The organism is Streptomyces lasalocidi, from assembly GCF_005280215.1.
Lineage (GTDB): Bacteria > Actinomycetota > Actinomycetes > Streptomycetales > Streptomycetaceae > Streptomyces > Streptomyces longwoodensis.
The window spans coordinates 6,284,098-6,305,488 of record NZ_SZNQ01000001.1 but is presented as its reverse complement, the minus strand read 5'-3'; the positions used below and the strand labels follow the sequence as shown (position 1 = coordinate 6,305,488).

General features: G+C 71.3%; 24 protein-coding genes and 2 pseudogenes. 25 read left to right on the top strand and 1 reads right to left on the bottom strand.

Annotated elements, in window-relative coordinates; translation table 11 throughout:
• Window positions 1-191: 191 nt before the first annotated feature.
• The 9 genes from E4U91_RS39150 (at window position 192) to E4U91_RS28405 (ending at window position 9,100) form a co-directional block, all read left to right on the top strand.
• The gene (locus E4U91_RS39150) at window positions 192-767 is read left to right on the top strand and encodes a hypothetical protein (RefSeq protein ID WP_241678713.1); all 576 of its coding nucleotides are present in this window, start codon (window positions 192-194) and stop codon (window positions 765-767) included.
• Between the two features lie 43 nt (window positions 768-810).
• Window positions 811-1,554, top strand: coding sequence for a glycosyltransferase family 2 protein (locus E4U91_RS28440; RefSeq protein WP_137311039.1), 744 nt, complete (start codon window positions 811-813; stop codon window positions 1,552-1,554).
• 125 nt (window positions 1,555-1,679) lie between these two features.
• On the top strand, window positions 1,680-2,138 hold the full coding sequence (locus E4U91_RS28435; protein WP_137309461.1) for a hypothetical protein: 459 nt from the start codon (window positions 1,680-1,682) through the stop codon (window positions 2,136-2,138).
• The gene (locus E4U91_RS28430) at window positions 2,135-3,322 is read left to right on the top strand and encodes a hypothetical protein (protein WP_137309460.1); all 1,188 of its coding nucleotides are present in this window, start codon (window positions 2,135-2,137) and stop codon (window positions 3,320-3,322) included. The genes E4U91_RS28435 and E4U91_RS28430 overlap by 4 nt, the downstream gene beginning before the upstream one ends.
• Before the next feature lie 37 nt (window positions 3,323-3,359).
• Window positions 3,360-3,581, top strand: coding sequence for a hypothetical protein (locus tag E4U91_RS39145; RefSeq protein WP_137311038.1), 222 nt, complete (start codon window positions 3,360-3,362; stop codon window positions 3,579-3,581).
• A 197-nt stretch (window positions 3,582-3,778) separates the two neighbouring features.
• Entirely contained in the window at window positions 3,779-4,921 is a 1,143-nt protein-coding gene (locus tag E4U91_RS28420) for an AAA family ATPase (RefSeq protein WP_168218174.1), read from the top strand.
• Window positions 4,918-6,717, top strand: coding sequence for a vWA domain-containing protein (locus E4U91_RS28415; RefSeq protein WP_137309458.1), 1,800 nt, complete (start codon window positions 4,918-4,920; stop codon window positions 6,715-6,717). Before E4U91_RS28420 ends, E4U91_RS28415 begins: the two co-directional genes overlap by 4 nt.
• 142 nt (window positions 6,718-6,859) lie before the next feature.
• Complete coding sequence (locus E4U91_RS28410) at window positions 6,860-7,333, top strand: hypothetical protein (protein ID WP_137309457.1); 474 nt, start codon at window positions 6,860-6,862, stop codon at window positions 7,331-7,333.
• A gap of 1,329 nt (window positions 7,334-8,662) precedes the next feature.
• Complete coding sequence (locus E4U91_RS28405) at window positions 8,663-9,100, top strand: hypothetical protein (protein WP_137309456.1); 438 nt, start codon at window positions 8,663-8,665, stop codon at window positions 9,098-9,100.
• Between the two features lie 176 nt (window positions 9,101-9,276).
• On the opposite strand, the gene E4U91_RS38190 is transcribed toward E4U91_RS28405, so the two are convergent.
• Window positions 9,277-9,585 carry a hypothetical protein gene (locus E4U91_RS38190; RefSeq protein WP_168218173.1) on the bottom strand — a complete coding sequence of 103 codons (309 nt, stop codon included), beginning with the start codon at window positions 9,583-9,585 and terminating at the stop codon, window positions 9,277-9,279.
• A gap of 297 nt (window positions 9,586-9,882) precedes the next feature.
• Here E4U91_RS38190 and E4U91_RS39810 point away from each other — a divergent pair, with 297 nt between their 5' ends.
• From E4U91_RS39810 to E4U91_RS39130, 16 genes and pseudogenes are all read left to right on the top strand, one after another.
• A complete protein-coding gene (locus E4U91_RS39810; protein ID WP_338326689.1) occupies window positions 9,883-10,035 on the top strand; it encodes a hypothetical protein in 153 nt (50 codons plus the stop codon).
• A gap of 195 nt (window positions 10,036-10,230) precedes the next feature.
• On the top strand, window positions 10,231-10,728 hold the full coding sequence (locus tag E4U91_RS39805) for a hypothetical protein (RefSeq protein WP_338326688.1): 498 nt from the start codon (window positions 10,231-10,233) through the stop codon (window positions 10,726-10,728).
• 13 nt (window positions 10,729-10,741) lie between these two features.
• A complete protein-coding gene (locus E4U91_RS28390) occupies window positions 10,742-11,446 on the top strand; it encodes a hypothetical protein (RefSeq protein WP_137309455.1) in 705 nt (234 codons plus the stop codon).
• 25 nt (window positions 11,447-11,471) lie between these two features.
• The gene (locus E4U91_RS28385; RefSeq protein WP_137309454.1) at window positions 11,472-12,230 is read left to right on the top strand and encodes a hypothetical protein; all 759 of its coding nucleotides are present in this window, start codon (window positions 11,472-11,474) and stop codon (window positions 12,228-12,230) included.
• A 380-nt stretch (window positions 12,231-12,610) separates the two neighbouring features.
• Window positions 12,611-12,994, top strand: a complete 384-nt coding sequence (locus E4U91_RS28380) for a hypothetical protein (RefSeq protein WP_137309453.1) — start codon at window positions 12,611-12,613, stop codon at window positions 12,992-12,994.
• Window positions 12,991-13,794 (top strand): SPDY domain-containing protein, encoded by an 804-nt coding sequence (locus E4U91_RS28375; RefSeq protein WP_137309452.1) that lies wholly within the window; start codon window positions 12,991-12,993, stop codon window positions 13,792-13,794. The genes E4U91_RS28380 and E4U91_RS28375 overlap by 4 nt, the downstream gene beginning before the upstream one ends.
• 29 nt (window positions 13,795-13,823) lie before the next feature.
• Window positions 13,824-14,180 carry a hypothetical protein gene (locus tag E4U91_RS28370; RefSeq protein ID WP_137309451.1) on the top strand — a complete coding sequence of 119 codons (357 nt, stop codon included), beginning with the start codon at window positions 13,824-13,826 and terminating at the stop codon, window positions 14,178-14,180.
• A pseudogene (locus E4U91_RS39800) lies at window positions 14,162-14,446 on the top strand (DUF317 domain-containing protein); the annotation flags it as partial. The gene E4U91_RS28370 and the pseudogene E4U91_RS39800, both read left to right, overlap by 19 nt.
• Window positions 14,447-14,606: 160 nt before the next feature.
• Window positions 14,607-14,993 carry an SPDY domain-containing protein gene (locus tag E4U91_RS39795; RefSeq protein WP_338326687.1) on the top strand — a complete coding sequence of 129 codons (387 nt, stop codon included), beginning with the start codon at window positions 14,607-14,609 and terminating at the stop codon, window positions 14,991-14,993.
• 287 nt (window positions 14,994-15,280) lie between these two features.
• Window positions 15,281-15,586 (top strand): hypothetical protein, encoded by a 306-nt coding sequence (locus E4U91_RS39140; RefSeq protein ID WP_241678712.1) that lies wholly within the window; start codon window positions 15,281-15,283, stop codon window positions 15,584-15,586.
• A 2-nt stretch (window positions 15,587-15,588) separates the two neighbouring features.
• Window positions 15,589-16,372: pseudogene (locus E4U91_RS28355) on the top strand (SPDY domain-containing protein).
• Window positions 16,373-16,406: 34 nt separating this feature from the next.
• The gene (locus E4U91_RS28350; RefSeq protein WP_137309450.1) at window positions 16,407-18,200 is read left to right on the top strand and encodes a type IV secretory system conjugative DNA transfer family protein; all 1,794 of its coding nucleotides are present in this window, start codon (window positions 16,407-16,409) and stop codon (window positions 18,198-18,200) included.
• Window positions 18,197-19,468, top strand: a complete 1,272-nt coding sequence (locus tag E4U91_RS28345) for a DNA cytosine methyltransferase (RefSeq protein ID WP_137309449.1) — start codon at window positions 18,197-18,199, stop codon at window positions 19,466-19,468. The genes E4U91_RS28350 and E4U91_RS28345 overlap by 4 nt, the downstream gene beginning before the upstream one ends.
• Window positions 19,468-20,586, top strand: coding sequence for a DnaB-like helicase N-terminal domain-containing protein (locus E4U91_RS28340; protein ID WP_137309448.1), 1,119 nt, complete (start codon window positions 19,468-19,470; stop codon window positions 20,584-20,586). Before E4U91_RS28345 ends, E4U91_RS28340 begins: the two co-directional genes overlap by 1 nt.
• 126 nt (window positions 20,587-20,712) lie before the next feature.
• Window positions 20,713-20,940, top strand: a complete 228-nt coding sequence (locus tag E4U91_RS39135; RefSeq protein ID WP_241678711.1) for a hypothetical protein — start codon at window positions 20,713-20,715, stop codon at window positions 20,938-20,940.
• A 3-nt stretch (window positions 20,941-20,943) separates the two neighbouring features.
• Window positions 20,944-21,312: a hypothetical protein gene (locus tag E4U91_RS39130; RefSeq protein WP_241678710.1), complete on the top strand. Its 369-nt coding sequence runs from the start codon at window positions 20,944-20,946 to the stop codon at window positions 21,310-21,312.
• The last annotated feature ends 79 nt before the right edge of the window (window positions 21,313-21,391 follow it).

The following is a 21,391-nucleotide window of genomic DNA, read 5'->3' as shown; positions in this document are numbered from 1 at the left end:
CGCCGTTAGCTCTCCGTCTGCCGTGTCCGTGCGCGCCCTGACCCACTGCACTCCGGATCACCCCGACGGCCACAACCGTCGCCTCTCTGCCTGCCGACAGGAAGGATCACACCCTTTGACCTCTCCCCCGCGCCCCGACGACCCGCACCCCTACCTCCGGGCCGCATGCGGCGCCAGCCGCAGGAGGAGCGATGGCCGCTGACGAGACGACCGCCCCGGGACCCCGCCCGGTACCGCTCGCGCCGCTTCCCGACCACCGCGACGTGCACTCGCCGTGGTGGCATGAGCTGTGGCGACGCCACGCACACATCACCACGCCGCTTCGGGCACGCGGACTGCCCTGCGACATCGAATTCGGCCTCAGCGCCTACGTGCGCGTCTCGCTCCCCGACGACAGCTACCTGGTCATCAGTCCGCCGCACGATCCGCCCTCCGAGCGACAGCCCCGAGACCCGGAGGGCTGGATCGCCACTCGCGAGCACCCCGATGACCACATGACGGTCACCGACGAGACCGCCGGCGAACTGGGCATGCCGTGGGGCTACATCCTGCATCCGCAGGGCATCGAAGTGATCAGCATGGCTCACACCGGCGCAGGCCCCCACGTCGCCCGGGACACCGACCCAAGTACCCCCTTCAGCGACCACCCGGCGAACTGGCCCGCCATCACCACACGCCGGAGGCCCACCACCTCGCGCGCCACGCGCCCGCCGCGGCCCGCTGCCGGAGCTGCGTCGACCGGGCCCCGCACGGCTGCCCGCCGCTGACCCGCACCGCCTCTCATTGCCGGAGACTTCCCTGCCCTCTCCCCTGATTACGGTCGTCATCGCCACCCGCCTGCGCGACGACCGCCTCGACTATCTAACCGCCATGCACGCAAGCCTCACCCGGCAGTCCGTGCCGTGGGAGGCCGTGATCGCGCTCGACGGCGCCTCACCCGAACGCCTGCCGGCGCCGCTCGCGCAGGATCCCCGCATCCGCACATTGGATTTGCCCCGGCCGGTGGGCGCCGCCTGCGCCCGCAACCTCGCTCTCACTCAGGTCCGCACCCCCTACGTCAACTGGGCAGACGATGACGACGAGTTCACCGACGACGCGATGTCCGTACGGCTGAACGCCCTGGAATCCACCGGGGTCGGCTGGTGCGCGGGCTGGAGCGAGGACCAGTTCCCCGACGGTTCGACCACCCTGTGGCGCTGCCCCACTCCCCCCGGCCGGCACGAGGCCGGCGACGTATGGACCTATTGGAAGTCGCCGACGGACACGATCCCCATGGGGCCGACCACGATCCTCGCCCGCACCGACCTCGTGCGTGCCGCGCCGATGGGCGGTCTCGTTCAGGGTGAAGACTACTGCGCGGCCCTCGGCGTCACCGCGCTCGCGCCCGGAATCCTGCTGCCGGTCCCTGTGTACCGGTATCGCAAGCACCCCGGGCAGATGACGGCCCAGGTCGGGTACGAGCAACTGGAGGCAGCGGCCCGGGAGCACGCCTGGGCGTACGGACGCAGCCTGCGTGCCGTCCTGCGCGGTGGCGAGGACCTGGTCCGCGTCTGAGGCGCAGATCATCCTGTCGCACAGCCGGGAGTCACCGCGCCAGCCCGCCCCCTGGCCGCCGCCCGGCCCGCGTACCGCAGCCGCTGACCGTTCCACCCCGACAACGTCTGGAAACTCCCGCCCCTTTGCAGCCCGGCACCCACTTCTCCTTCGGAGACCACAAGGAACACGGCTTCGTCGCCTCCTTCACCTCCTCCATGCCCCAGCACCTCGCCCACTGGTTCCTGGAGCGCGAGCAATTCGAGCCCGTCCCCGATGAACCGGGCCTGTACCGCCTCAGCGAGCCCGAGCGCGATGGTCCCCGACGCACCCGCCAGGCCGTCCACGACCTGCGCCGTCGAAGCTACATCGTGCAGGCCGACATCCGCCTCGATCCGACCCTCTCCACCGGCCCTCGGCGCCCTGTCCGGTCCAACGAACTGCAGGAGCGCCGCAGCCGGCTCGCCCAGGCCGCCGCCGGCCGAACGACGCAGCGCTTCACGCCACCCACCACCTCCCCTCCGTCGGCCCGGCCGATCCCGCCGAAGCCCACCTACGCTCCCACCGTCCACCTGACGGCCGCAGCCGGCGGGCGGTCCCGATGACCCACACGAACAGTCCGGCCCCCGACAGCCCCTTGCCGACAGCATCTGCACTGGCCAGCAATGCACGCGACTTCCGGCTGCGGATGGCAGTCATCGACTGCGAGACCGATGCCGCCCTCGACAGGACACGCGACCGCCACGGCCGCACCGTCCACGCAGACGCCGCCGCAGCCGCACAAGCCCACCGTGACCAGGCGGCGTTGGAGGCGTACACCCACCTCGCCCCCCACGCCGAGGCTCTCCTCGATGCCGCCCGGCTCGCGCTCGACGCGTTGCCGCCCGCCCGGCACCTGACCGGGTGGCGGGCCGTCCTGGACGGCCTGGCCTCTTCCGCCGCCGAAATCCGCAGGGCCCTCGACCGGCCCGCCGCGCCCGGTTCCCCCGCCGAACGCGCCCAGCACGCGGCCCTGTGGCCGCACCTCACCGCCTGGGCGGACCACAGCCCGATCGCCAGCAACCTCGCCGACCAGCGCGACGGCCAGCACCACAAGGCTCCGCTGACCGACGAGGAACAGCAGCAGTGGACCGACAGGGCCCGAGCCGCGCAGACACGCGGCGCGCTGGAGCTGACCGAGTCGTGGTACGCCGCCGACGGACAGCCGATCACCCTCGCTTACCTCGTCGAGGACGACGACTCCACCGTGGTCGCGCTGCGCGGCGACCCGGGCGTACCGGGCTGGCAGGTGATCGGGCACTTCGCCCACGAGTACGAGGCGGGCAAGGCCCTGCCCGCTCCGGTCCCGCCCGGCGTGCTGCGCTCGGACATCTCCCGGTTCAACCGCCCGGCACCGGCCCCGGAACTGTCCCTGCAGGACCTCATCCGCGACGTCGTCGAAGGCCACAGTGCCGGTGACGCATCGAGCGCTCTCCTGGGAGCCGTCCAGCGCGGCTACGCCGCCGGCCCGATGGTCCGCCTGCAGGAACTCCTGGAGACGAGTGCTCAGTTCGCCAGCGCCCTGGAAACCCTGCAAGGCCGGCAGATCGCCGCCCGCCTCTCAGCGCTGGGCCGGCAGATCGAGTTCCTCACCCGCGAAGTCGAAGAAGCTGCCGAAGACCTCGGGGCGACCGTCGCCGTCCTGCCCCCGCACCGCACCCCCGTGCTGCGCACCCGCCCGCGCCCGGCCGTGGACACCACCCCGCCCACGCCGCCGCCCCGCGCCAGCATGACCGCCCGCCACCGATAGGAGATCCGCTTTGCCCGAAGCACCAGCAGAGCCGTTCATGCCGATCCGGCACACCATCACCGGCGAGATCACCACCACCGGCTACAACGCCGCCGCCCGGCGGATCCTGCTCCAAGACGGCTTCGAAGAGACGCCAGGCTGTGCCTGCCGAGCCACGGAACCCGATACGGCGCGGACGCACGGGCCTGCTCGGCAGCCAGCGAGCTGCTCGTGCCCGGCCATCCCGTGCACCTGGACCGAGCCCTCGGCCGGCCGGTGAGCGCCGACGGTACGCCCCGGTTGGACCGGTCGCCGATCTCGGCACAGTCCGTGATCCGCTCCGAGAGCAGCCAGCCTCTCCAGCGCAACGCCCACCCCGCCCACACCCGCACCCGCACCTGTTGAAGGGGTCTCGTTTTGACCACACCCGGGCCTACCAGACCAGCGCGCACCAAGGGCGGCGAACTACGGGCCAAGGTGGCCCGACTGCTGGCCGACCGGCCGGCGGACAAGCTCACCATCGGGGACATGGCCAGGCAGCTGGGCCACTCCCACGGCGCCGTCCGCAACGCCGCCCTCACCCTGGTGCGACGCGGCGAGGCCGACCAAAGCGGGACCGGACAACCGCAGTTCCGCGCGAACGCGAAAACCGCCGCAGCCGCACAGAGGGCTGTGATCAGCCCACCGGGCACCCACTCTCCCCGCGTCCAGGCGGCCACGGCCCGTACGGCCTACACCGCAGCAGCCGCGCCCAGGCAGACCGGCCCAATCCGCCGCGCGGGGGGCCAGCTCTACCACCCCCGGGAGCTGGCCGATCTGCCCGACGTCGAGGCGTTGAATCGCTTGCGCGACGCCGACGTGCCGGTGCTGCTCTACGGCCCTCCGGGCACCGGCAAGACGAGTCTGGTCGAGGCGGCGTTCCCGGACCTGCTCACCGTCGCCGGTGACGGCGACACCACGGTCGGCGACTTGATCGGCGAGTACACACAGGACGACGCGGGAGCCTACGTTTTCCAGTACGGTCCGCTGGTCACCGCGATGACCGAGGGCCGCGCCCTGCTGATCGACGATGCCACCTTGATCTCACCGAAGGTCCTGGCGGCGCTGTATCCCGCGATGGACGGGCGCAGGCAGATCCAGGTCAAGGCCCACAAGGGCGAGACCATCAAAGCCGAGCCGGGCTTCTACGTGGTGGCGGGCCACAATCCCGGCGTCCACGGCGCGGTGTTGACGGAAGCGCTCGCGAGCCGGTTCAGCGTGCAGATCCAGATCGGCACGGACTACGACCTCGCCCTGGCCTTGAGGATCGATGCCCGGGTGGTCCGGGTCGCCCGACACCTCGCCCACCAGGTCGAACTCGGCGAACTGGGCTGGGCCCCCCAACTGCGGGAACTGCTCAGCTACCAGAAGACCGAGGCCGTCCTCGGCACCAAAGCCGCGCTCGCGAACCTCGTCGGCATCGCCCCTGAGGAGGATCGCGACACCGTCGCCGCCGCCATCATCAAGACTGTCGGCGTCAAGAAGATCGCGCCCCTCACCCTCGGCAAGCAGCTCCCCGCCTCACCCGCCCGGCAGCCCCCGGGCAGCACCGGCTCCGCACACCGGGGCCGCCAGCGATGAGCGCCCACCACCACGTCCAGTCCCCCGCCACCACGCCGGACGACGACGCCGACCTCGCACGCTGGGACGACGACGGCGCACCGCCCGCGCAACCCCGCTCCTCCCCAGCCGCGTGGCTGCGCGTGGGAGCCGAACTCGGCGACCGGCTGGTCGCCCTCTCCGGCCGCCAGGACCTCCTCGTCACCTGCCGCCCCGGCACACGCAGCGGCGCACCGGCCGCGTACTTCCCCACGCTGGGAGAGGTCGAGTTCGACGCCCGCCTGTTCGCCCCCCTCCAGCCCCACGAGATCCATCCGCGGATCGTGGGCGACGAGGAGCGGTATCCCGCCGCCTGGGGCGTGTTCGTCCACGAGGCCGCACACGCGGCCCACTCCGTCTGGACACAGCCTGCCGGAGCGGACCCCCGCGCCGTCGAGGCCGCGCTCCTACTGGAGGAGAGCCGCGTCGAAGGCGCACACCTGATCACGCGGCCCACGGACCGCACGTACCTGCGCACCAGTGCCCGAACCCTGGTCATGCCCGACATCGCCCACCTCACCCTCCAGGGCATCGAGCAGGCCGCCGCCGTGGCAGCCCTGATCCTCGGCCGCCGTGACGTCGGCATCCTGGACGCCGGCGAGACCCGGGCCGTCGCCGATCTGTGCGAAAAGGTGCTGGGCGCCAACCTGCTGACCACCCTCACCCGCATCTGGACCGCAGCTCACCAGTGCGCCGACCACGACGCCACGACCATGCTCGCGCGCGGTCAAGAATGGTGCGAAGCTCTGGACGCCGCGGCCCCCGCCCTGCCCGTGCCGGCGGGCCTCTCCGATCTGCTGTCCAGCGCGGTGGCGGTCGTCTTGGACAGCACGGCAGCCACCGACGCGGCCGACCTCGCGGCACAGGACGCAGCGGCCAACGCCATGGCGTCACGGTCCAAGGCGCAGGCTCAGGACCGCGCCCAGCGAGCCGCTCAGCGACGCAAAGCCGCCGCCACCGCCAAGTCGGTCTTCAACGCCGCCCGTGGCACCGTCAACCCCGACGGCACACCGGCGCCCCGTAGCAACCCGGTCACCGGCACCCGCAGGCCCACCGCCGCCGAGCAGAAGGCCGCCGCCCGCCTGAGCCGCGCCCTGCGGGCCGCCGCCTACCGCGAGCGGACCGAGGAGCGGACCACCAGCCCCACCCCACCCGGCCGCCTCAACATGCGCGCGGCCCTCGCCCGCGACGCTCAACGCGCGGCCGGGTCGGTGCCCACCGCAGAACCGTTCACCCACACCCGCCGCCGGAACTCCCCCACCCCACCACTGCGTGTGGGGATCGCCGTCGACGTCTCCGGCTCCATGCGCGCCGCCTGCAAGCCCGTCGCGTCCGCCGCCTGGATCGTGGCACGCGCAGCAGCCCTGACCAACCCCGACTCCCGTACCGCCACCATCGCCTACGACAGGCACCTGACCGCACTGACCCGACCCACCCACCGAGCACCAGAGCGCGTGACGACGTTCGATGCCACCGGCGGCCACCACAACCTCGCCAACGCCATCGACGCACTCGACCACGGCCTCGAACTCAGCCGCCCCGGCGCCGGCCGCCTCCTCGTGATCGTCACCGACGCCCACTACGGCAGCGCCGAAACCGGTCAAGCCGTCACCCGCATCAAGCAGCTCACGACCGCCGGCTGCGCCGTACTACAGCTCACCCTCACCGCGGAATCCCACCACTTGCCGGGGACCACCTTGCTGCACCTGCCCCAGCCCTCCAGCGCTCCCGCCGCCATCGCCACGGCGGCCACAGACGCCATCCGCAGGACCCGCTGAGACGACGCAGAAGGCGGAAGCGTCCCCGAGACCACCCAACCGTCAACGACAGGCGCTTGATTTGAAGCCCCAGACCAGCAGCCCGACCTCGAACGTAACGCCCATCAAACGGAATTCCCCGGGGGTGCCTACGCACTGGACCGTGGAACACTCCTGCTCCCACCGGGTAGATCATGACCTGTCCAACCGCCCCGCCGACAAGCGGGCAGGCTTCGCCCGTTGGCTCGCGTCGAAGGACTGCACCGACTGCTGGAAGGCGGCGCGCGACGCTGACTCCGAGTCCAAGGAGGAGTGGCTCGCGGCGAAGCGCGCCGAGGAGCGGGAGGCAGCCGCTGCCTGGGCGACGCAGTTCGAGATGCCGCCGCTGGAGGGCCCGGAGAAGGCCCTGGACTGGGGTGAGCGCTCCCGCCATCAGCTGATGACGGCCGCGCACACCGCCCTGGTCATAGAGGGCAGTTGGGACGAGGCTGACTGGGCGGAGCTGGAGGAGAAGGCCCGCTCCATCACCCGAGCCGGATGGTGGATCGACCAGCGCGACGCCGAAGGCACTGACCTGCTCGAACTCCTCAACGCAGCCACCGAGGCGGACCGCGGGACGGAGAACCCCTTCCGCTGACGGCAAGCGGGACCACGCGGATTTGCATGCCTGTCACCCGAATGGGCGGGCGGCCCCTGACCGGCCGACCGCCTTGGCTGCGGCTTCCTCAGCAGCAGGCCCAGGCACGGACCTGCGGGGACAGATCAGGATCCGCGTGCGCGAGCAGAAAAGCCCCGGAAACAGTCACCCGCCATGAGAAACAGTTTGTGACGGCACAAAAAACCCTACCGGTCACCCAAATGCAGGACCTTCTAAAAATCTCCCCGCGCGCCACTTCCAGCGGATGCAAAAGATTGAGCAGCTCCAAAAAGTCGTGCGATCAAAGTTACGCATCGAATGATTCGCCTGATTCGCGGCACGGAAGTGAAGCAAATAGATTGATCCACCCCCCCCCGAAGAAAAGTACATTTGAGTGGTAGGGTCTTAAAAGTCATCCACAACGGCGGCGGAGCCTGCCACTCCGCAAAGATCAGCAGACTCCGCCGGGGTAAGACGTGGATGCCGCGCAGGAGTCCGCCATGCACGGCGGGCTCCTGTGCACAATCCCTGGTCAGAACCACTAGGACCTGATCGCGTGCACGATGTTCACAACGACCAGGCCCCACCGAACCTTGCGGAACGCGGCCTCCCACTTCCGTGCTCGTTCCTCACTGCGGCGACGTAGGCGCTGTGCGCGCCGCGCCCCTCCGGTCGGCTCCTGCCCAGGTTCTAACACGTCTCATCACCCCCTTCCGGTCTAGTTCGGGAAAAGGGTGTACTGCGGGGCTCAACCTATCATCCCGGGAGAGCCTCAAGGGGAGTTCGACGACACGTTCATCGAATGACAGCGGCCCTAAACTATAGTTCACCGCCGGGCGACTGACCGATGCTCTGGGCTGCCAACCTTCACATAAATACCAGCACTAAACCGGATTCGCAGGTCAGGCCGGTTCCACTGGGCGGGAAAGAGCGCCGGTCGCCTTGTTCGTCAAATCCGTGCAGCCCCGTCGAACGCCCGCAAGTGGACTGTGTCACGCCTCTGCGGGTATCCCTGGCGCCGCGTCAGCTCTGTTGCGGGCCGCTGAGTGCGCGCCGTCCGGCGGCCGGAAGGGGAGCAAGCCACTGCTGAGCAGGCCGAGAAGCCGAGCACCGGCCACCGGAGGTCGAGATCGGCTTGGAGGAGCCAGCGAGAGCAGCTTCCTGACCTGCCCAAACTCCGTGACGCAGCCACCGAGGCGGACCGCGGGACGGAGAACCCGTTCCGCTGACGGCGGGGCAACATAGCCGGGAAACGCCCGTTAGCCAAACCGGCGTTCCTCCGGACTATTGATGCTCCCACCCCGACAGCCATCGCGTGGAAGGAACCGCGTGCTCCCTCCGTCCTGGGACCATCAACCCACCCCCGTCACCGCCCCCACCCCCGACCCGCTCACTCCCACCCGTGACGTCACCCACGCCCACTTCCAGGCCGGGGACACCGTCGTCGTCCTCAAGGGGGTGGTCGCCGGGGAATTGTGGGGAGACTCGATGCGCGTCGTCGCCCCCTCCTGGCACACCCCCACCGACGAGGACGGATGGCGCCTGCGTGATCCCACCGGCGGTGCTCAGTCCTACGTCACCGCTCACCCCCGCTACCTCGTGCACCTCTCGCGCCGCTGCCCGGACTGCCTGATCTACCTGCGGGCCATGGAAGACGCCCTCCTTGCGCGGTTCGCCGACCGCGACGAGCTGATCGACTGCGGCTGGTACACCACCACCGCCCTGGGCCAGCTCGTGCACACCGCAGACACCAGGGGCAGCCGATGACTCCCTCCTCGAATCGCCCCGACCGTGCCGCTGCGCTCCACAAGGCCAGGGCCCGAGCCACCGGAACTCCGGACGATCCTTCCTGGCCGCTGCGCCTGGCCGAAGACCTCCGCGGCATCCGGGCCGACTGGAAAACCTCAGCCGAGGTGTGCGCGGACACTGCCTGGGCGGCACGGTCAGCCGGTCGCAGCGTCCTGGGGCTGCTGTCCCCGGAGGATGTCCTCGCAGCGGACCGTGATCCGATCATCACCCGCGCCTTGGCGCATCTGTACCTGAGCGCCCTGCGGTTCGACTTCCGCTGCCCCACCCTCCAGCGCCTCGTCGAACAGCTCGCGCAGACCGCGCGTCAGCCGCTGGACTGCTACACCCGTGCCCTGTACGCCTTCGCGCTGCTGGGCCAGTCCCGCCCCGAGGGCCTGACAGCCATGGACGAGGTCCTCGCCGAGGCCGAGGAACACCCCAAAACCCTGCACGTCCTGCTGCACGGACTGTGGCTCGGCCAAGACCTGCACCAGGGCGCGCGGAGCGTCTCCTGGCCCTCAGCTCCCGGCCCGCCCTCGCCACCGGCTCCGACCCGATCGTCCTCTTCCGCGTGGCGGGTGCCCTGCGCCGGCTGGGCCAGTACGACGAAGGGCTGGGCGCCATCGACAGGGCAATCGACTGTCTGCCGCCGGGAGACAGCTCGGTTCACGCCGACTGGTCCGCGAGCGCTCCCTGATCTGTGCAGCCCGCGACCTTCACCAGCACCGGTCACCCACCCGCACGTCGAGCGGGGTGCCGTCATGATCCCCCGCCTGCACCCAAGGGCCCACTCGCCGCGCGAACCGCTCGCCGAGGCGCTCGGGCGGCCCCCTTCCCCGAACGAGGGCCTGACGGAGTACACCGTGGTCGCCCACTGGCCGGGCCTGGACTACTACACCCCGGACGACGAGTAGAGAACCTGGACGTCCATTGAGTGGGCCGAGCACCTCGAAGACCCGTACCTGGAGCATCCGTTCGCTGCCAGCACGGACGACGACCGGCACGCGATCCTCCACCTCGACATCCGGCTCCACCCAGACGACCGGGAGCTGACCGGCCCCGAGTGGTCCGAAGCCGCCCACCGGCTCGCGCGGGCCGCCGGTATCGAGGTGCCCGGTGCCACGGAGCACGGTTGTCGTTGGATCGCCGTCCACGCCCAGCCCGGACGCCTGGATCTGCTCGCCAACCTGATCCACCTCGACGGCACCTGGCACACCCCGCCCACCGACATGCTGCAGCGCCTTGCCGGTGAAGCGCGCCGCATCGAGCAGGACCTGAACCTGATCCCCGCCCGCACCGGCCCCACAAAGCGGCCCGCTGCCCGAACGGTCCCCGCTGCTTCCGCGCAGCGCGGGCGTCCTCACGCGCTCGCTGACGAGCAGGCCGGCCCGCTGGCCACGGTCCGCGGACTGGTCGAGCACACCGCGTACCGGATCGCCCGCCAGCCTGGGGCCGCCGGCACGGACACGGCGCACCGTCTGGAGCTGATCGCCCGCCGACTCCACGCGATTCAGCAGGACCTGGACACCACTGCGGCCTGCCTGGTCAAGCCCCGGGTCGCCGCCGCGCCGGCCGCGACCCGGCGCACCGCCCACCGATCTTTGTAGGAGAAACGTCTCCTTGCCCCGCACCACCGACCGCTTCCTGGACATCCGCCGTGACCCTCACTCCGGCGAACTCCTCGCCCGCGGGGGCGACGCTGAGGCACACAGCATTCTCCAGCGCGCGGGATTCGTCGCTGTCGTCCGCCTCCACGAGAGCTACCACCGCGCCCCCGCCGGCCTGACCGAGGACGACGAGTCCCGTCTGGCCACCGATGCCGTAGGGCGCCTGCGGGCCCTCGGGTACCACGTCGACTGCGACGAGCCCTTCGACACCGAAGCCCGCCCCGCCCGCTATCCCACGCTCGGCGCCTCGGTCTCCCACCTCGCCGAACGCCTCCGCAAGGCCACCGACACCGCCGAGGCAGCCGACATCCTCACCGAACTAACCGCGCCCCACGACGGCATCCTCGCCGGGTTCGAGGAAACCCTCGGCGCCCTGGCGGAGTTCTTCGACGGACTCGGCAACGCGACCGATCCGCACACCGCCCGGCGCCTGCGCTACCTCGCCGACGAATACATCCGCGTCATCCACTCCGACCTCGCGCACACCCGCGAACGGCTGGCCGACCGGCACGCCCCCCACCCCGGCCGCCGCCCCTGCGCCGAGCAGGTGCCCGACCACGAGCCCGAACGCTCCGCCGTGTGCGCCTGCCCACCCCCGCCGCGTGCACTGCCGGCCCCGGCACCGCCGCCCGTCGGTGCCACCCGCCTGCGCCGCTGAGCCCCTGCAACTGCCCAAGGACACCATGCACGACCACGACACCTCCGAGCACCTCGCCTCCTACGCCGACGTCCTCGCCGGTGAACTCCCCGACACCTGGACCAGCACGCACCTGACAGCCGATGCCAAAGACGACCTCGCCGAACTCTCCAACCGGATCTGGGACCTGGACCTGGTCGCCGCCTCCCTCGCCGAGCACCCGCTGACGCAGGCAGCCGTCCTCAGCCGCCCCGACGGCGCCAAGCTCGCCCTCCTGGACCGGCACGACGGACGCGACGGCTTCCTCATCGCCGCCGTCGCCCCGCGCGCCCTGCCCGACGAGGCGTACCGGGCTGTCCCCGAACCCAACGGCATCGCCCTGGCAGACGACCCCTTCCTGAGCGCCGAGCAGGTCGCCGGCGACCTGCTCGCCCGCTACGACCGTGCGCTCGCACAGGTCCGGCACAACGCCCTGGGCGGCATCCAGCCCTCCCAGCCGGACCGGATCGTCCTGACCTGGCAGCCGGACGGCAGCGTCGCCACCGCCCCCGCCGACGACCGGGCCGGCACGATCCTCGTCGCCCACGGCTTTATCCAGGACCCGCACAGCGGCATCTACCGCCTGAGTGGTGACGACACCCAGGTCCAGGCCCGCGCCCTGCGTGAGATCGGCCCGCAGCTCGACGCACTCGGCATCGGCACCGCCCTCCAACACCCCGCAGCCCGGACCGCGCCCACCTCCGCCCCGGCATCCACCCCGCCGGTACCGGCCGGCACCCGTACGCCAGCCACCAGGTCTCGGTAAAGCAGGCGGAGGCCACCTCGGACTCCCCGCCTTGCTCCTGACCGGTCGACGAAGCCACCTACCGGCACCGGCGCGCTCCGCACCGGCCCGCCGCACCCCCCGCAAGACGCCCGGGCGGCCCCGGCACCCCGCCAGGGCCGCCCAGCACACAGCCCGACTCACGGAGCAACCCGTAGCGCCCCGCAAACCCCCACCGATCAGCAACCGGCTCGAGCCCAGACTCGCCACAGCCCTCTTCCGCCGCTATCTGCGCGCCTGCATTCCGACCGGCCCCGACCACGCCTCCCCGCTGACCGGCGCCCGCCCGGAGGCCGTCCTCGCCGAGACCCAGCGCGTCGGGCAGCGCCACCACCACTAACCGTCCCCCCACCCGGAGGAGCATGTCCCACCCCGCCCCCTACCCGGTGAGACTGGCCGACGAGATCACCCGCCAGCTCGGCCAGCTCACCGACCACCTCTCGCAGCTACCCCCGCCCCAGGCCGCACAGGTCATCGCCCGCGTTCTCGACCCGGACAGCGGAGTCCTCGGCGGCGTCACCCACCTCGTCGCCACCGGAAGCGTGTTCGCCAAGGCCCAGGCAGAGCGCGGCGCGCTCCCCGCACAGGTGTGGCTCGCTCTGGGCCGCGCCTCGAACGAACTGCACGACATCACCCTCGACCTGGACGAACACAAGGACACCCTCCAGCGCGTCGGCACCCAGCCCGCCACCACCGCGGCAAAACCCCCAGCGCCCGCACCACTCGTCGTCCGGCGGCACCGGTGAAGAAAAAACAGTGGCAAGGATGGGGGCCGGGCGAGCAGGCCGAGCAGCACTACCTCGTCCAGCCCCGTGCCCTGGCCGGCGGCGGCGACGTCCGGCACGTCTCGGAGTTCCTGCGTGCCTCGGGCTGGCGGGACAAGTCCAAGACCGGTGGCCCCTTGTTCATGGAGAGCCCGGACCGGACCGTCCGCGTCGCCTACGACCCTTACGTCCTTCCCGGCGGCTGGACCATCCACGGCCGGGCAGACGGTGCCAGCGGCGAGTGGTCGGCGCACCTGGGCCGTCAGGCCCCGGTGGAGATCGTCGCCGGCCTGACCGACGCCCTCGCCCGTCCCCGCTCTGCACACGCCCCCAACGTCTGGGCTCCGCTGCAGGAGCAGAACTGGCACGCGCGTTTCGAGGGCGAAAACTACGTGGCGACCAGCCCCGATGGCACCGCCTGGATGCAGTACCGCCAGAACCCCGACGGGGCGGCGATGTGGTGGAGCGGAGCGCAGGACAAGCAGGGCAACGGCTGGACGGCCCACTTCACGCCGAACACCCCGACGCACCTCGTGCAAGCCTTCTCCACCGAACTCGCCAGCCCCGACCCCGTGATGCGCCCGCGCGGACGCGCACCCCACAGCGCGCAGATCCGCACCTGGTCGGTATCCGTCAAGCCCTCCCAACTCAGCGCCTGGCAGCAGGCCCGCATCACGGCCGCCCGAGCCGCCACCTGGGCCCGCAATAGCGCCCGAAGCGCCCGGCCGCGCACCACCGCCCGTCCCTACGCCTCCGCCGGCGGCGCACGAACCCGCCGCTGACCACCACATCCACCACCCCGAGGAGCCCGATGTCCGCACTCACCCCGGACACCATCCGCGCCGCGACCGACACCCTTTGCCGTCTCACCGAATACCTGCGCGAGAGCCCCGACCCCCAGGAGGCGCTCGCTCTCGTCGAGCCCCTCCTCGACGAATACACCGGCCTGCCCATCCAGCTCGGCGACACCCTGCGCGCCCTCGCCCGCGCCGTACAGAGCCACCCGGACACACCGCGCAGCGAGAAGATCAGCGATCTGGTCACCGAGCTGCGTGCCGCGGCGTGGGTGCAGACCGACCAGTACATGCTCCACTACGTCCTGGACGAGCTGCGCAAGGTGATCGTCAGCGCCGCCTCGAGTGAGCCGGGGTGCGGTCGGTGCCGCTGAGCGAACGGCAGCTCACCGGGTTCGCCGACAAGCATGCCTGGCGGATCCCCTTCGACTCCAGCCCCCGCCACCTCGCCGGCCCCGGGGATGCCCGCCACGTCACCCACGGCTTGGCCGCCGCCGGATGGAGTGCCGTCTCCGACCCTTTGAGTGCCGAGATCGTCCTGCGCAGTCCCGACCTTCGCCACAGCCTCCAGTTCGACCCGCAGTCCGCCCCCTCTGCGTGGTGGCGGCTGCGGGCCGAGCCCACCGACACCGAGCCCGGCTGGTACGCCGAGTTCGGTGAACTCGTGCCCGCCGAGGTCCTCGCCGGCTTCACCGACGCCCCTCATCGCCCCGCCGCCACAATAGCCAGACCCGTGGCAGCCGGTGACCTCGGCGGGCTGGCACCGCGACTCGGACGGTACGGCGCGCTCGCCGGATGCCATGTGCCACATCGAACTGCGCCCGCTGAGCGAATTCAGTGGCCGCTCGTCCTGGCACGTGGAGACCTGCGAGCCCGGCGACGGGCAGTTCCCCGGCCCGCGCATCTGGCACGCCTACTTCGACGAGGACGTCCCCGCCCACCTCGTCGGAGCGTTCCTCACCACGCTGGCCGACCGCAGCCCGCTCCAGCGCGGCATGTACGACCGCACCGGCCACTACAGCGCCGTGCAGGAGCCCAGCCCGCTGCGCCCGCAGCAGGTGGTCGACGCCCACACCGCCCGTATCAAGTCGCTCCGTGCCCGGGCAGGCTCCGCCCGCAGGCAGCAGACGAAATCCGCGACGACCCCGGCGCAGGCCCACACCGCCCAGCCGGCTCCTCGCCGCTAAATCGACAGGACCCCCTCCCCATTTCCACCGATCACCGCGCCCACCGCGCCCTCCTCCGTCACCTCGACCATTACGTAAGCGACAGCAAGAAGATCCTCGACGCCTGGGACGCCTACTCCGACGAGCACACCGACCTCGACGGATGGCCCTACGACGACCACGCCTACGGAAGGCGCGCGAGCCAGCGCGACGCCGACACCGCCGAGGCATTCGAGCCGCTCCGTTACGGCGCCCGTCACCTGCTGGCCACGGCCGAGACTCAACTGGCCCAGCTCCCGGAGACCAACGTGCAGAGCCGCTGGGTCTACCAGCTGGGCGTCCTGCGCGACGCCCTCGACCGACTCGACGAACTGCACGAGCAATGGCTGGTCACCCGCGACGCCCTCCCCGCCACCGCCAAGCCCGGCACCCCGGACTTCGACGACGTACTCGCAGAACATCACGCCGAATCGTGGAGCTACCTCGACGACTGGGCCACCCACGGCAAGACGCTGCGCGAGATCAACACGGCCGCCCGCAAAGCCCCTTCACCCCTGGCTCCCACACCTGCCCCGGCCACCGCGCCCGACCGGCGAGCTGCGGCACGGAAGTGAGCATGCCCCAGACCCCCGAAACCGTCGAGGTCGACTTCATCACGCCGCGCCACCTGGCCGGCGGCGGTGACCCCGCCTGGATCACCGTCCCCCTGCACCGTGCCTGCGGCTGGAGCCACGGCAACGACCCCCTGATGCCCCGCGTCCTGCTCTCCAGCCCGGACCAGAAGGCCCTCCTGCGCCTGGAACCCGACCCCGACGGACAGTGGTGGACCCTCAACCATGCGGCGGAGGCGGACCGGCCCGCCTGGTACGCGAGTTTCGGCGCCCGCACCCCGGTGGAACTCATCGCCGCCTTCACCGACGCCCTGACCGACCCGGCCCCAGCGGCGAGCGCACCCTGCGATCCGTACGAACCGCTCCGGCAGAGCGCGTGGCAGCCCCCAGCCATCAGGGCTGACGGCCTCGTGTCGCCCGACGGAACGGCCCACGTGCAGCGCCTGGGAACCGCGCAGGAGCCGGGAGCCTGGTTCGTCACCGCCTCCCTCGGCCCGGCTCGAAACCCGGTGTGGCAGGCCCGCTTCGGCGAACACACCCCTGCACGACTGGTAGCCGCGTTCACCACCGCTCACCGATCCGCACCCCGCAGCGCGTACCGGCAGCTTGCTCACTCTTCCGACCCGCGCCCCGGACGTCGTCACCCGCCGCACGACGGACGTCCTCGCCGTGCACGTCGCCGCCGCCCTGGAAGACCGCGTCCACGCCCTCGCGGCGCGCCGCACCGTCCCGCCGGCAACTCCAGGCCCGCCGCGCCAGCCACCGGCCAGGAACAACCGCAGCCGCTGAATGCCCCGCCCCCGCCCGGAAGGCACGTAACTCTTTGCCCCCCACCTCCCCCAACAGTTCCACCGACGGGTACGACATCGTCCTGCGCCTCCTGATCGGCGTCGCAGCCGTCGTCGTCCCCCTGTCCCACCTCGCCTGGCTGTCGGGCAACACCACCGCCTCCCTCACCGGAGGCGGCTGGGCGCCGTACCAGCCGACCAACGCCCTGCTCCACCCCAAGCAGGTCTGGCCCCACGCGGGAGAAACGTCCCTGCTGATCGGTGCCCGCATCGTCCCGGTCATCCTGCTCCTGGCCCTCGGGACAGTGGCGGGCGTGCTGTGGGCTCGGCACAAGAACCGCAGCGGCGGCCGGAAGAAGAAGATCACCGGTATGGCCAAGGCTCGAGACATCGAACCGCTGATGGCCAAGGCGATCACCGACAAGGCCCGCTCCCTGCGACCGAGCCTGAAGGACGCCAAGCACATCGAGGCTCGCGACACCGGCATCCTCCTCGGCAACCTGCAGGGCACCAAGCACGAGATCCGCATGGGCTACGAGGACGTGGCCGTCGCCATCATGGCGCCCCGCTCGGGCAAGACCACCTCGCTGGCGATCCCCTCCATCCTCGCCGCGCCCGGCCCGGTCCTGCTGACCTCGAACAAGGCCGCCGGCGACGCCTACACCGCCACCCTCGACGCCCGCGCCGCGGTGGGACGGGTGTGGTCGATGGACCCGCAGCAGATCGCGCACGCCGCACGCGAGATGTGGTGGAACCCCTTGGCGGATGCCAAGACCCTCGACGGCGCCGGCCGCCTGGCCGGCCACTTCCTCGCCGCCTCCGTGGATGCCTCCCAGCAGGGTGACTTCTGGTCCAAGGCCGGATCCAACATCCTCAGCCAGCTCTTTCTCGCCGCCGCGCTGGATAAGCGGCCGATCACTGACGTGATGCAGTGGCTGGCCTTCCCCGCCGACCGCACCCCGCTCGACATCCTGCGCGACCACGGATTTACCGCGGTCGCCGCCCAGCTCAAGGGCACCGTGGAAGGCCCGCCGGAAACCCGGGACGGCATCTACGAGACGGCCCGCCAGTACGCCGCCGCCCTCCTCAACAGCGAGATCGCCGCCTGGGTCACCCCACAGAAGGACGTCCCCGAGTTCCGCCCGTCCCAGTTCGTCACCTCCACCGACACGCTGTTTCTGCTGTCCAAGGACGGCGGAGGCGGAGCCTCGGCGCTGATCGCGGCGTGCGCGGATTCGGTGATGCGGGCCGCGACCGCACAGGCCGAACACGCTGGCGGACGACTCGACCCGCCCATGCTCGCGATCCTCGACGAGGCCGCCAACGTGTGCAAGATCTCCGATCTTCCGGATCTGTATTCACACCTCGGGTCGCGCGGGATCATCCCGATCACGATCCTGCAGTCCTACCGCCAGGGCCAGAAGGTCTGGGGGGACGCCGGCATGGACGCCATGTGGTCCGCCTCGACCGTCAAGGTCATCGGCTCCGGCATCGACGATCCCGACTTCGCGGACAAGCTGTCCCGCCTGATCGGCGACCACGACGTCGAGACCACCTCGACCTCGCACTCGGAGTCCGGCAAGTCGACCTCGGTGTCGATGCGACAGCAGCGGATCCTGCCCGCCGACGAGATCCGCGCCCTCCCCAAGGGCACAGCGCTCTGCTTCGCCACCGGTATGCGCGCCGCCATGCTCGACCTGCGCCCGTGGTACCAAGAGCCCGGCGCGGCAGAACTGTCCGCGGCGTCCGACCGCGCGTCGCAGGCGATCACCGCCCGGGCCATCGCGAAGCACGCGCCGATACAGTCCGACTTCGGGCTGGCCACGTGATACTCGACCTCTTCGCGGGGCCGGGCGGCTGGAGCAGGGCGCTGCACGTCCTCGGCGTGCGCGACATCGGGCTGGAATGGGACGAGTGGGCGTGCAAGACCCGAGCTGCGGCTGGGCAGTTGACCATCCGCACCGACGTGGCCATGTATCCGACCTGGCCCTTCATCGGCCGCACCCGCGGAATGATCGCTTCCCCTCCGTGCCAAGCGTGGAGCATGGCCGGCAAGCGCCTCGGCCTGCTCGACCAGCCGCTGGTGCACGCGGCGGTCGAGGACCTGGCCGCCGGACGCGACTCCCGCGAACGCCTCCTCGCCGCATGCCGCGACGAGCGCTCCCTGCTGGCAGCCGAGCCGATGCGCTATCTGCACGCCCTGAACACGGTCGGCGAGCCCGACTGGGTCGCCATGGAGGAAGTGCCGCACGTCCTGCCGTTGTGGAAGCAGTACGCGGCCGTCCTGCGCCGGTGGGGTTTCTCCGTCTGGTACGGAATCCTCAACGCGGCCGACTTCGGCGTCCCGCAGACCAGGAAGCGGGCGATACTCCTGGCCTCCCGCGTCCGCACCGCGCAGCCTCCTACCCCCACACACTCCCAAATCGCCGAACCGGATTCGCTGTTCGGTCGAGGCCGCGCCCGCTGGGTCAGCATGGCCGAGGCCCTGGGATGGGGCGCGACAGACCGGCCCGTCCCCACCGTCTGCGCGGGCGGTGGACCCGGCGGTGGACCCGAACCGTTCCCGTCGGGCTCCCGCAAGACGCTGTCAGACGCCCGTGAGCGCGGCACCTGGATGCCACGGCCGGACGGAGTGTGCCTGCAGTCCCGCCGCGAAGGCGCCGGTTGGGCGGCCCGGCACGGCACACGCGAGAACCGAGCCGCCGATGCTCCGGCGCCGACGTTCACCGCCGAGGCGCACCGCTGGTCCTGGTCCCTGCGCAGCAACAACCAGGCAAACGCCACTGTCCGTCCACTGTCCGAGCCGGCTGGCACGCTGTTCTTCGGGCACCGCGCGAACGAGTGTACTTGGATCGCCGAGCCCGCCTCGCCGCCGGCCATGGATGTCGACGCGCCAGCGGTTCCCGAGCCGATCCGGATCACCGCCCGCGAGGCGGGCATCCTGCAGACCTTCCCCGCCGACTATCCCTGGGCCGGCAACAAGGGCCAGCAGTTTTCCCAGATCGGCAACGCCGTGCCCCCGCTGCTCGCCGGCCACCTCCTCGCCCCGCACCTCGGCGTCACCCTCGACTCCGACGACTTCACCCTCGCCGCCTGATGCCCCACGCCCCCGAACCCGACGAAGGCGGCCTCGACGCCATCGCACCGCCCCAGCCGGTGTTCCACGTCGAGCAAGCCCTCCTCGGGGCCCTCCTCCTCGACCCGCACCGTCTCAGCGACGTGACCGGCATCGCCGCCGACTCGTTCTCCACCGCCGCGCACGTCGCCCTGTACGCCGCGATCACCACCCTGCCGCCGCCCGACCCCGCCGAGCACGCGAAGAACACCAAGTGGCTCGACCGCGTGCTCGCCACAGGCCAGGAGCAGGCACGCGGACTCACCGCCTCCTACCTGCACACCCTCGTCCAGGTCTGCCCCTGGCCCCGCCACGCGCCTGCCTACGCGCGGATGGTCGAGGCCGAACATGCCCGTCGCCGTCTACAAACGGCCGCCGAACGCCTCGTCCAGACCGTCCACGATGTCTCCCTCCCGCACCCCGTCCAGGCGGTGCTCGCCGAGGCCGACGCGCTCGCCGCGGTCGTGGACGACATCGCAGCCCGCTTCCCGCCGCGCGCAGGCGTGCTGCCCCGCACCGCGGCACCATCACCTCCCGTCGCGCCCGACTACACGGAGGCGGTCGAGGAGGAGCAGATGCTGCTCGCGACCGCCACCGCCAACCCCGCCGACATCGAGTCCGTCCGGTGGCTGCTACCCAACGACCTCACGCTGCCCTTGCACGCCGGCCTGTGGCAGTGCCTGACCGCCCTGGCACGCCGCCGCGAGGCCGTCGACCCCGTCACCGTCCTGTGGGAGGCCCAACAGCGCGGCCTGCTCGACGACGGAAGCGAACCGGGCGAGGTGCTCCACCTGCTGGCCGAACCGGCCGGTTCCGTGGAGCACTGGAGCGAGCGCGCACTGCAGCGCTCCCTCCTGGCCACCGCCGATCGCACCGGCCGGCGCATCGAGGCGTACGCCGGCGACACGGCGAACACCCCGTTCCAGCTCGTCGTCGGCGCCCGCCGCTCCCTCGCCGACATCGGCGCCGTCCACGCCCGCTGGCAGCACGCCACCGGAACGGTCCCGACGCCGCAACCGCGACCGGCTCCCACCACCCGTGCCGGCCCGCCAACAACGACGGCCGCGTACACCGGCCGCGCCGCGCGAGCAACCCGATAGCACCCCGCACAAGCCGGTGGCCGGACCCGAAGGCCCGGCCACCGGCAGGAGAGACGCCACCCCAACGTGACTCCCACCATCGACGCCCACGTTCGCCTCGACACCCACCCCACCCATCCAAGCGCCGTGACTGCCGTCCTGACCGGCGCCCAGGCCCACGTTGCCCACCTGAGTCTGGAGGCAGCCGACTGGGCCGTCATCGCCGACAACCTCCTGGTCCTGGTCCGCACCGACCACGAGGAGCCCTACTGGGCCAAGCACGCAGCCAAGCACCTGTCCGCCGACGGAATCACCGTGGAGACCACCCCTCGGCTCCAGGCGGCCATGAACGAGGAATGGACCTGGGCGAAGTAATCGATGCCGTGGTGCACCCGCAGCGAAATCCGTGAGGTCTCCAATCAGGCGCAGAAGATCCACGACGACATCCGCCACGGCCAGCTCCTCATCCACGCCCACGCCCACGACGGCCACACCACCGTCGCGGTCGGCACCTACCTCCACCGCAACGGCAAGTCCGTCTACCTCCACGGCGAGGACCACCTGCGCCAGGTCACCGACACCTTCGACTCACTCGCTGGGGCCCTGCTCGCCTTCGAGAAGGTCCACGGCGCCGAGATGCGCCCCCGGCCCGGCACCCCTGACCGACACCGAACGCGCCGCTGCCGGGGCCCGCGCCCCGCACCTTCCTTACCGCCGCCGCTGAATGCGGGGCTTTACGCACGCTGACCGGTCCGGCCCACGACCTCGAGTGATCACGGCTCGGGGTCTGCGTCGCAGCGGCTGATTGCCTGATCCGTCCCCCTCA

Bases quoted from the DNA above. Each gene is read 5' to 3' on its own strand.
- E4U91_RS39150 (WP_241678713.1), top strand. From the start codon at position 192: ATGGCCGCTGACGAGACGACCGCCCCGGGACCCCGCCCGGTACCGCTC.
- E4U91_RS28430 (WP_137309460.1), top strand. From the start codon at position 2,135: ATGACCCACACGAACAGTCCGGCCCCCGACAGCCCCTTGCCGACAGCA.
- E4U91_RS39145 (WP_137311038.1), top strand. From the start codon at position 3,360: ATGCCGATCCGGCACACCATCACCGGCGAGATCACCACCACCGGCTAC.
- E4U91_RS28415 (WP_137309458.1), top strand. From the start codon at position 4,918: ATGAGCGCCCACCACCACGTCCAGTCCCCCGCCACCACGCCGGACGAC.
- E4U91_RS39810 (WP_338326689.1), top strand. From the start codon at position 9,883: ATGATCCCCCGCCTGCACCCAAGGGCCCACTCGCCGCGCGAACCGCTC.
- E4U91_RS28385 (WP_137309454.1), top strand. From the start codon at position 11,472: ATGCACGACCACGACACCTCCGAGCACCTCGCCTCCTACGCCGACGTC.
- E4U91_RS28380 (WP_137309453.1), top strand. From the start codon at position 12,611: ATGTCCCACCCCGCCCCCTACCCGGTGAGACTGGCCGACGAGATCACC.
- E4U91_RS28370 (WP_137309451.1), top strand. From the start codon at position 13,824: ATGTCCGCACTCACCCCGGACACCATCCGCGCCGCGACCGACACCCTT.
- E4U91_RS39795 (WP_338326687.1), top strand. From the start codon at position 14,607: ATGTGCCACATCGAACTGCGCCCGCTGAGCGAATTCAGTGGCCGCTCG.
- E4U91_RS28340 (WP_137309448.1), top strand. From the start codon at position 19,468: ATGCCCCACGCCCCCGAACCCGACGAAGGCGGCCTCGACGCCATCGCA.
- E4U91_RS39130 (WP_241678710.1), top strand. From the start codon at position 20,944: ATGCCGTGGTGCACCCGCAGCGAAATCCGTGAGGTCTCCAATCAGGCG.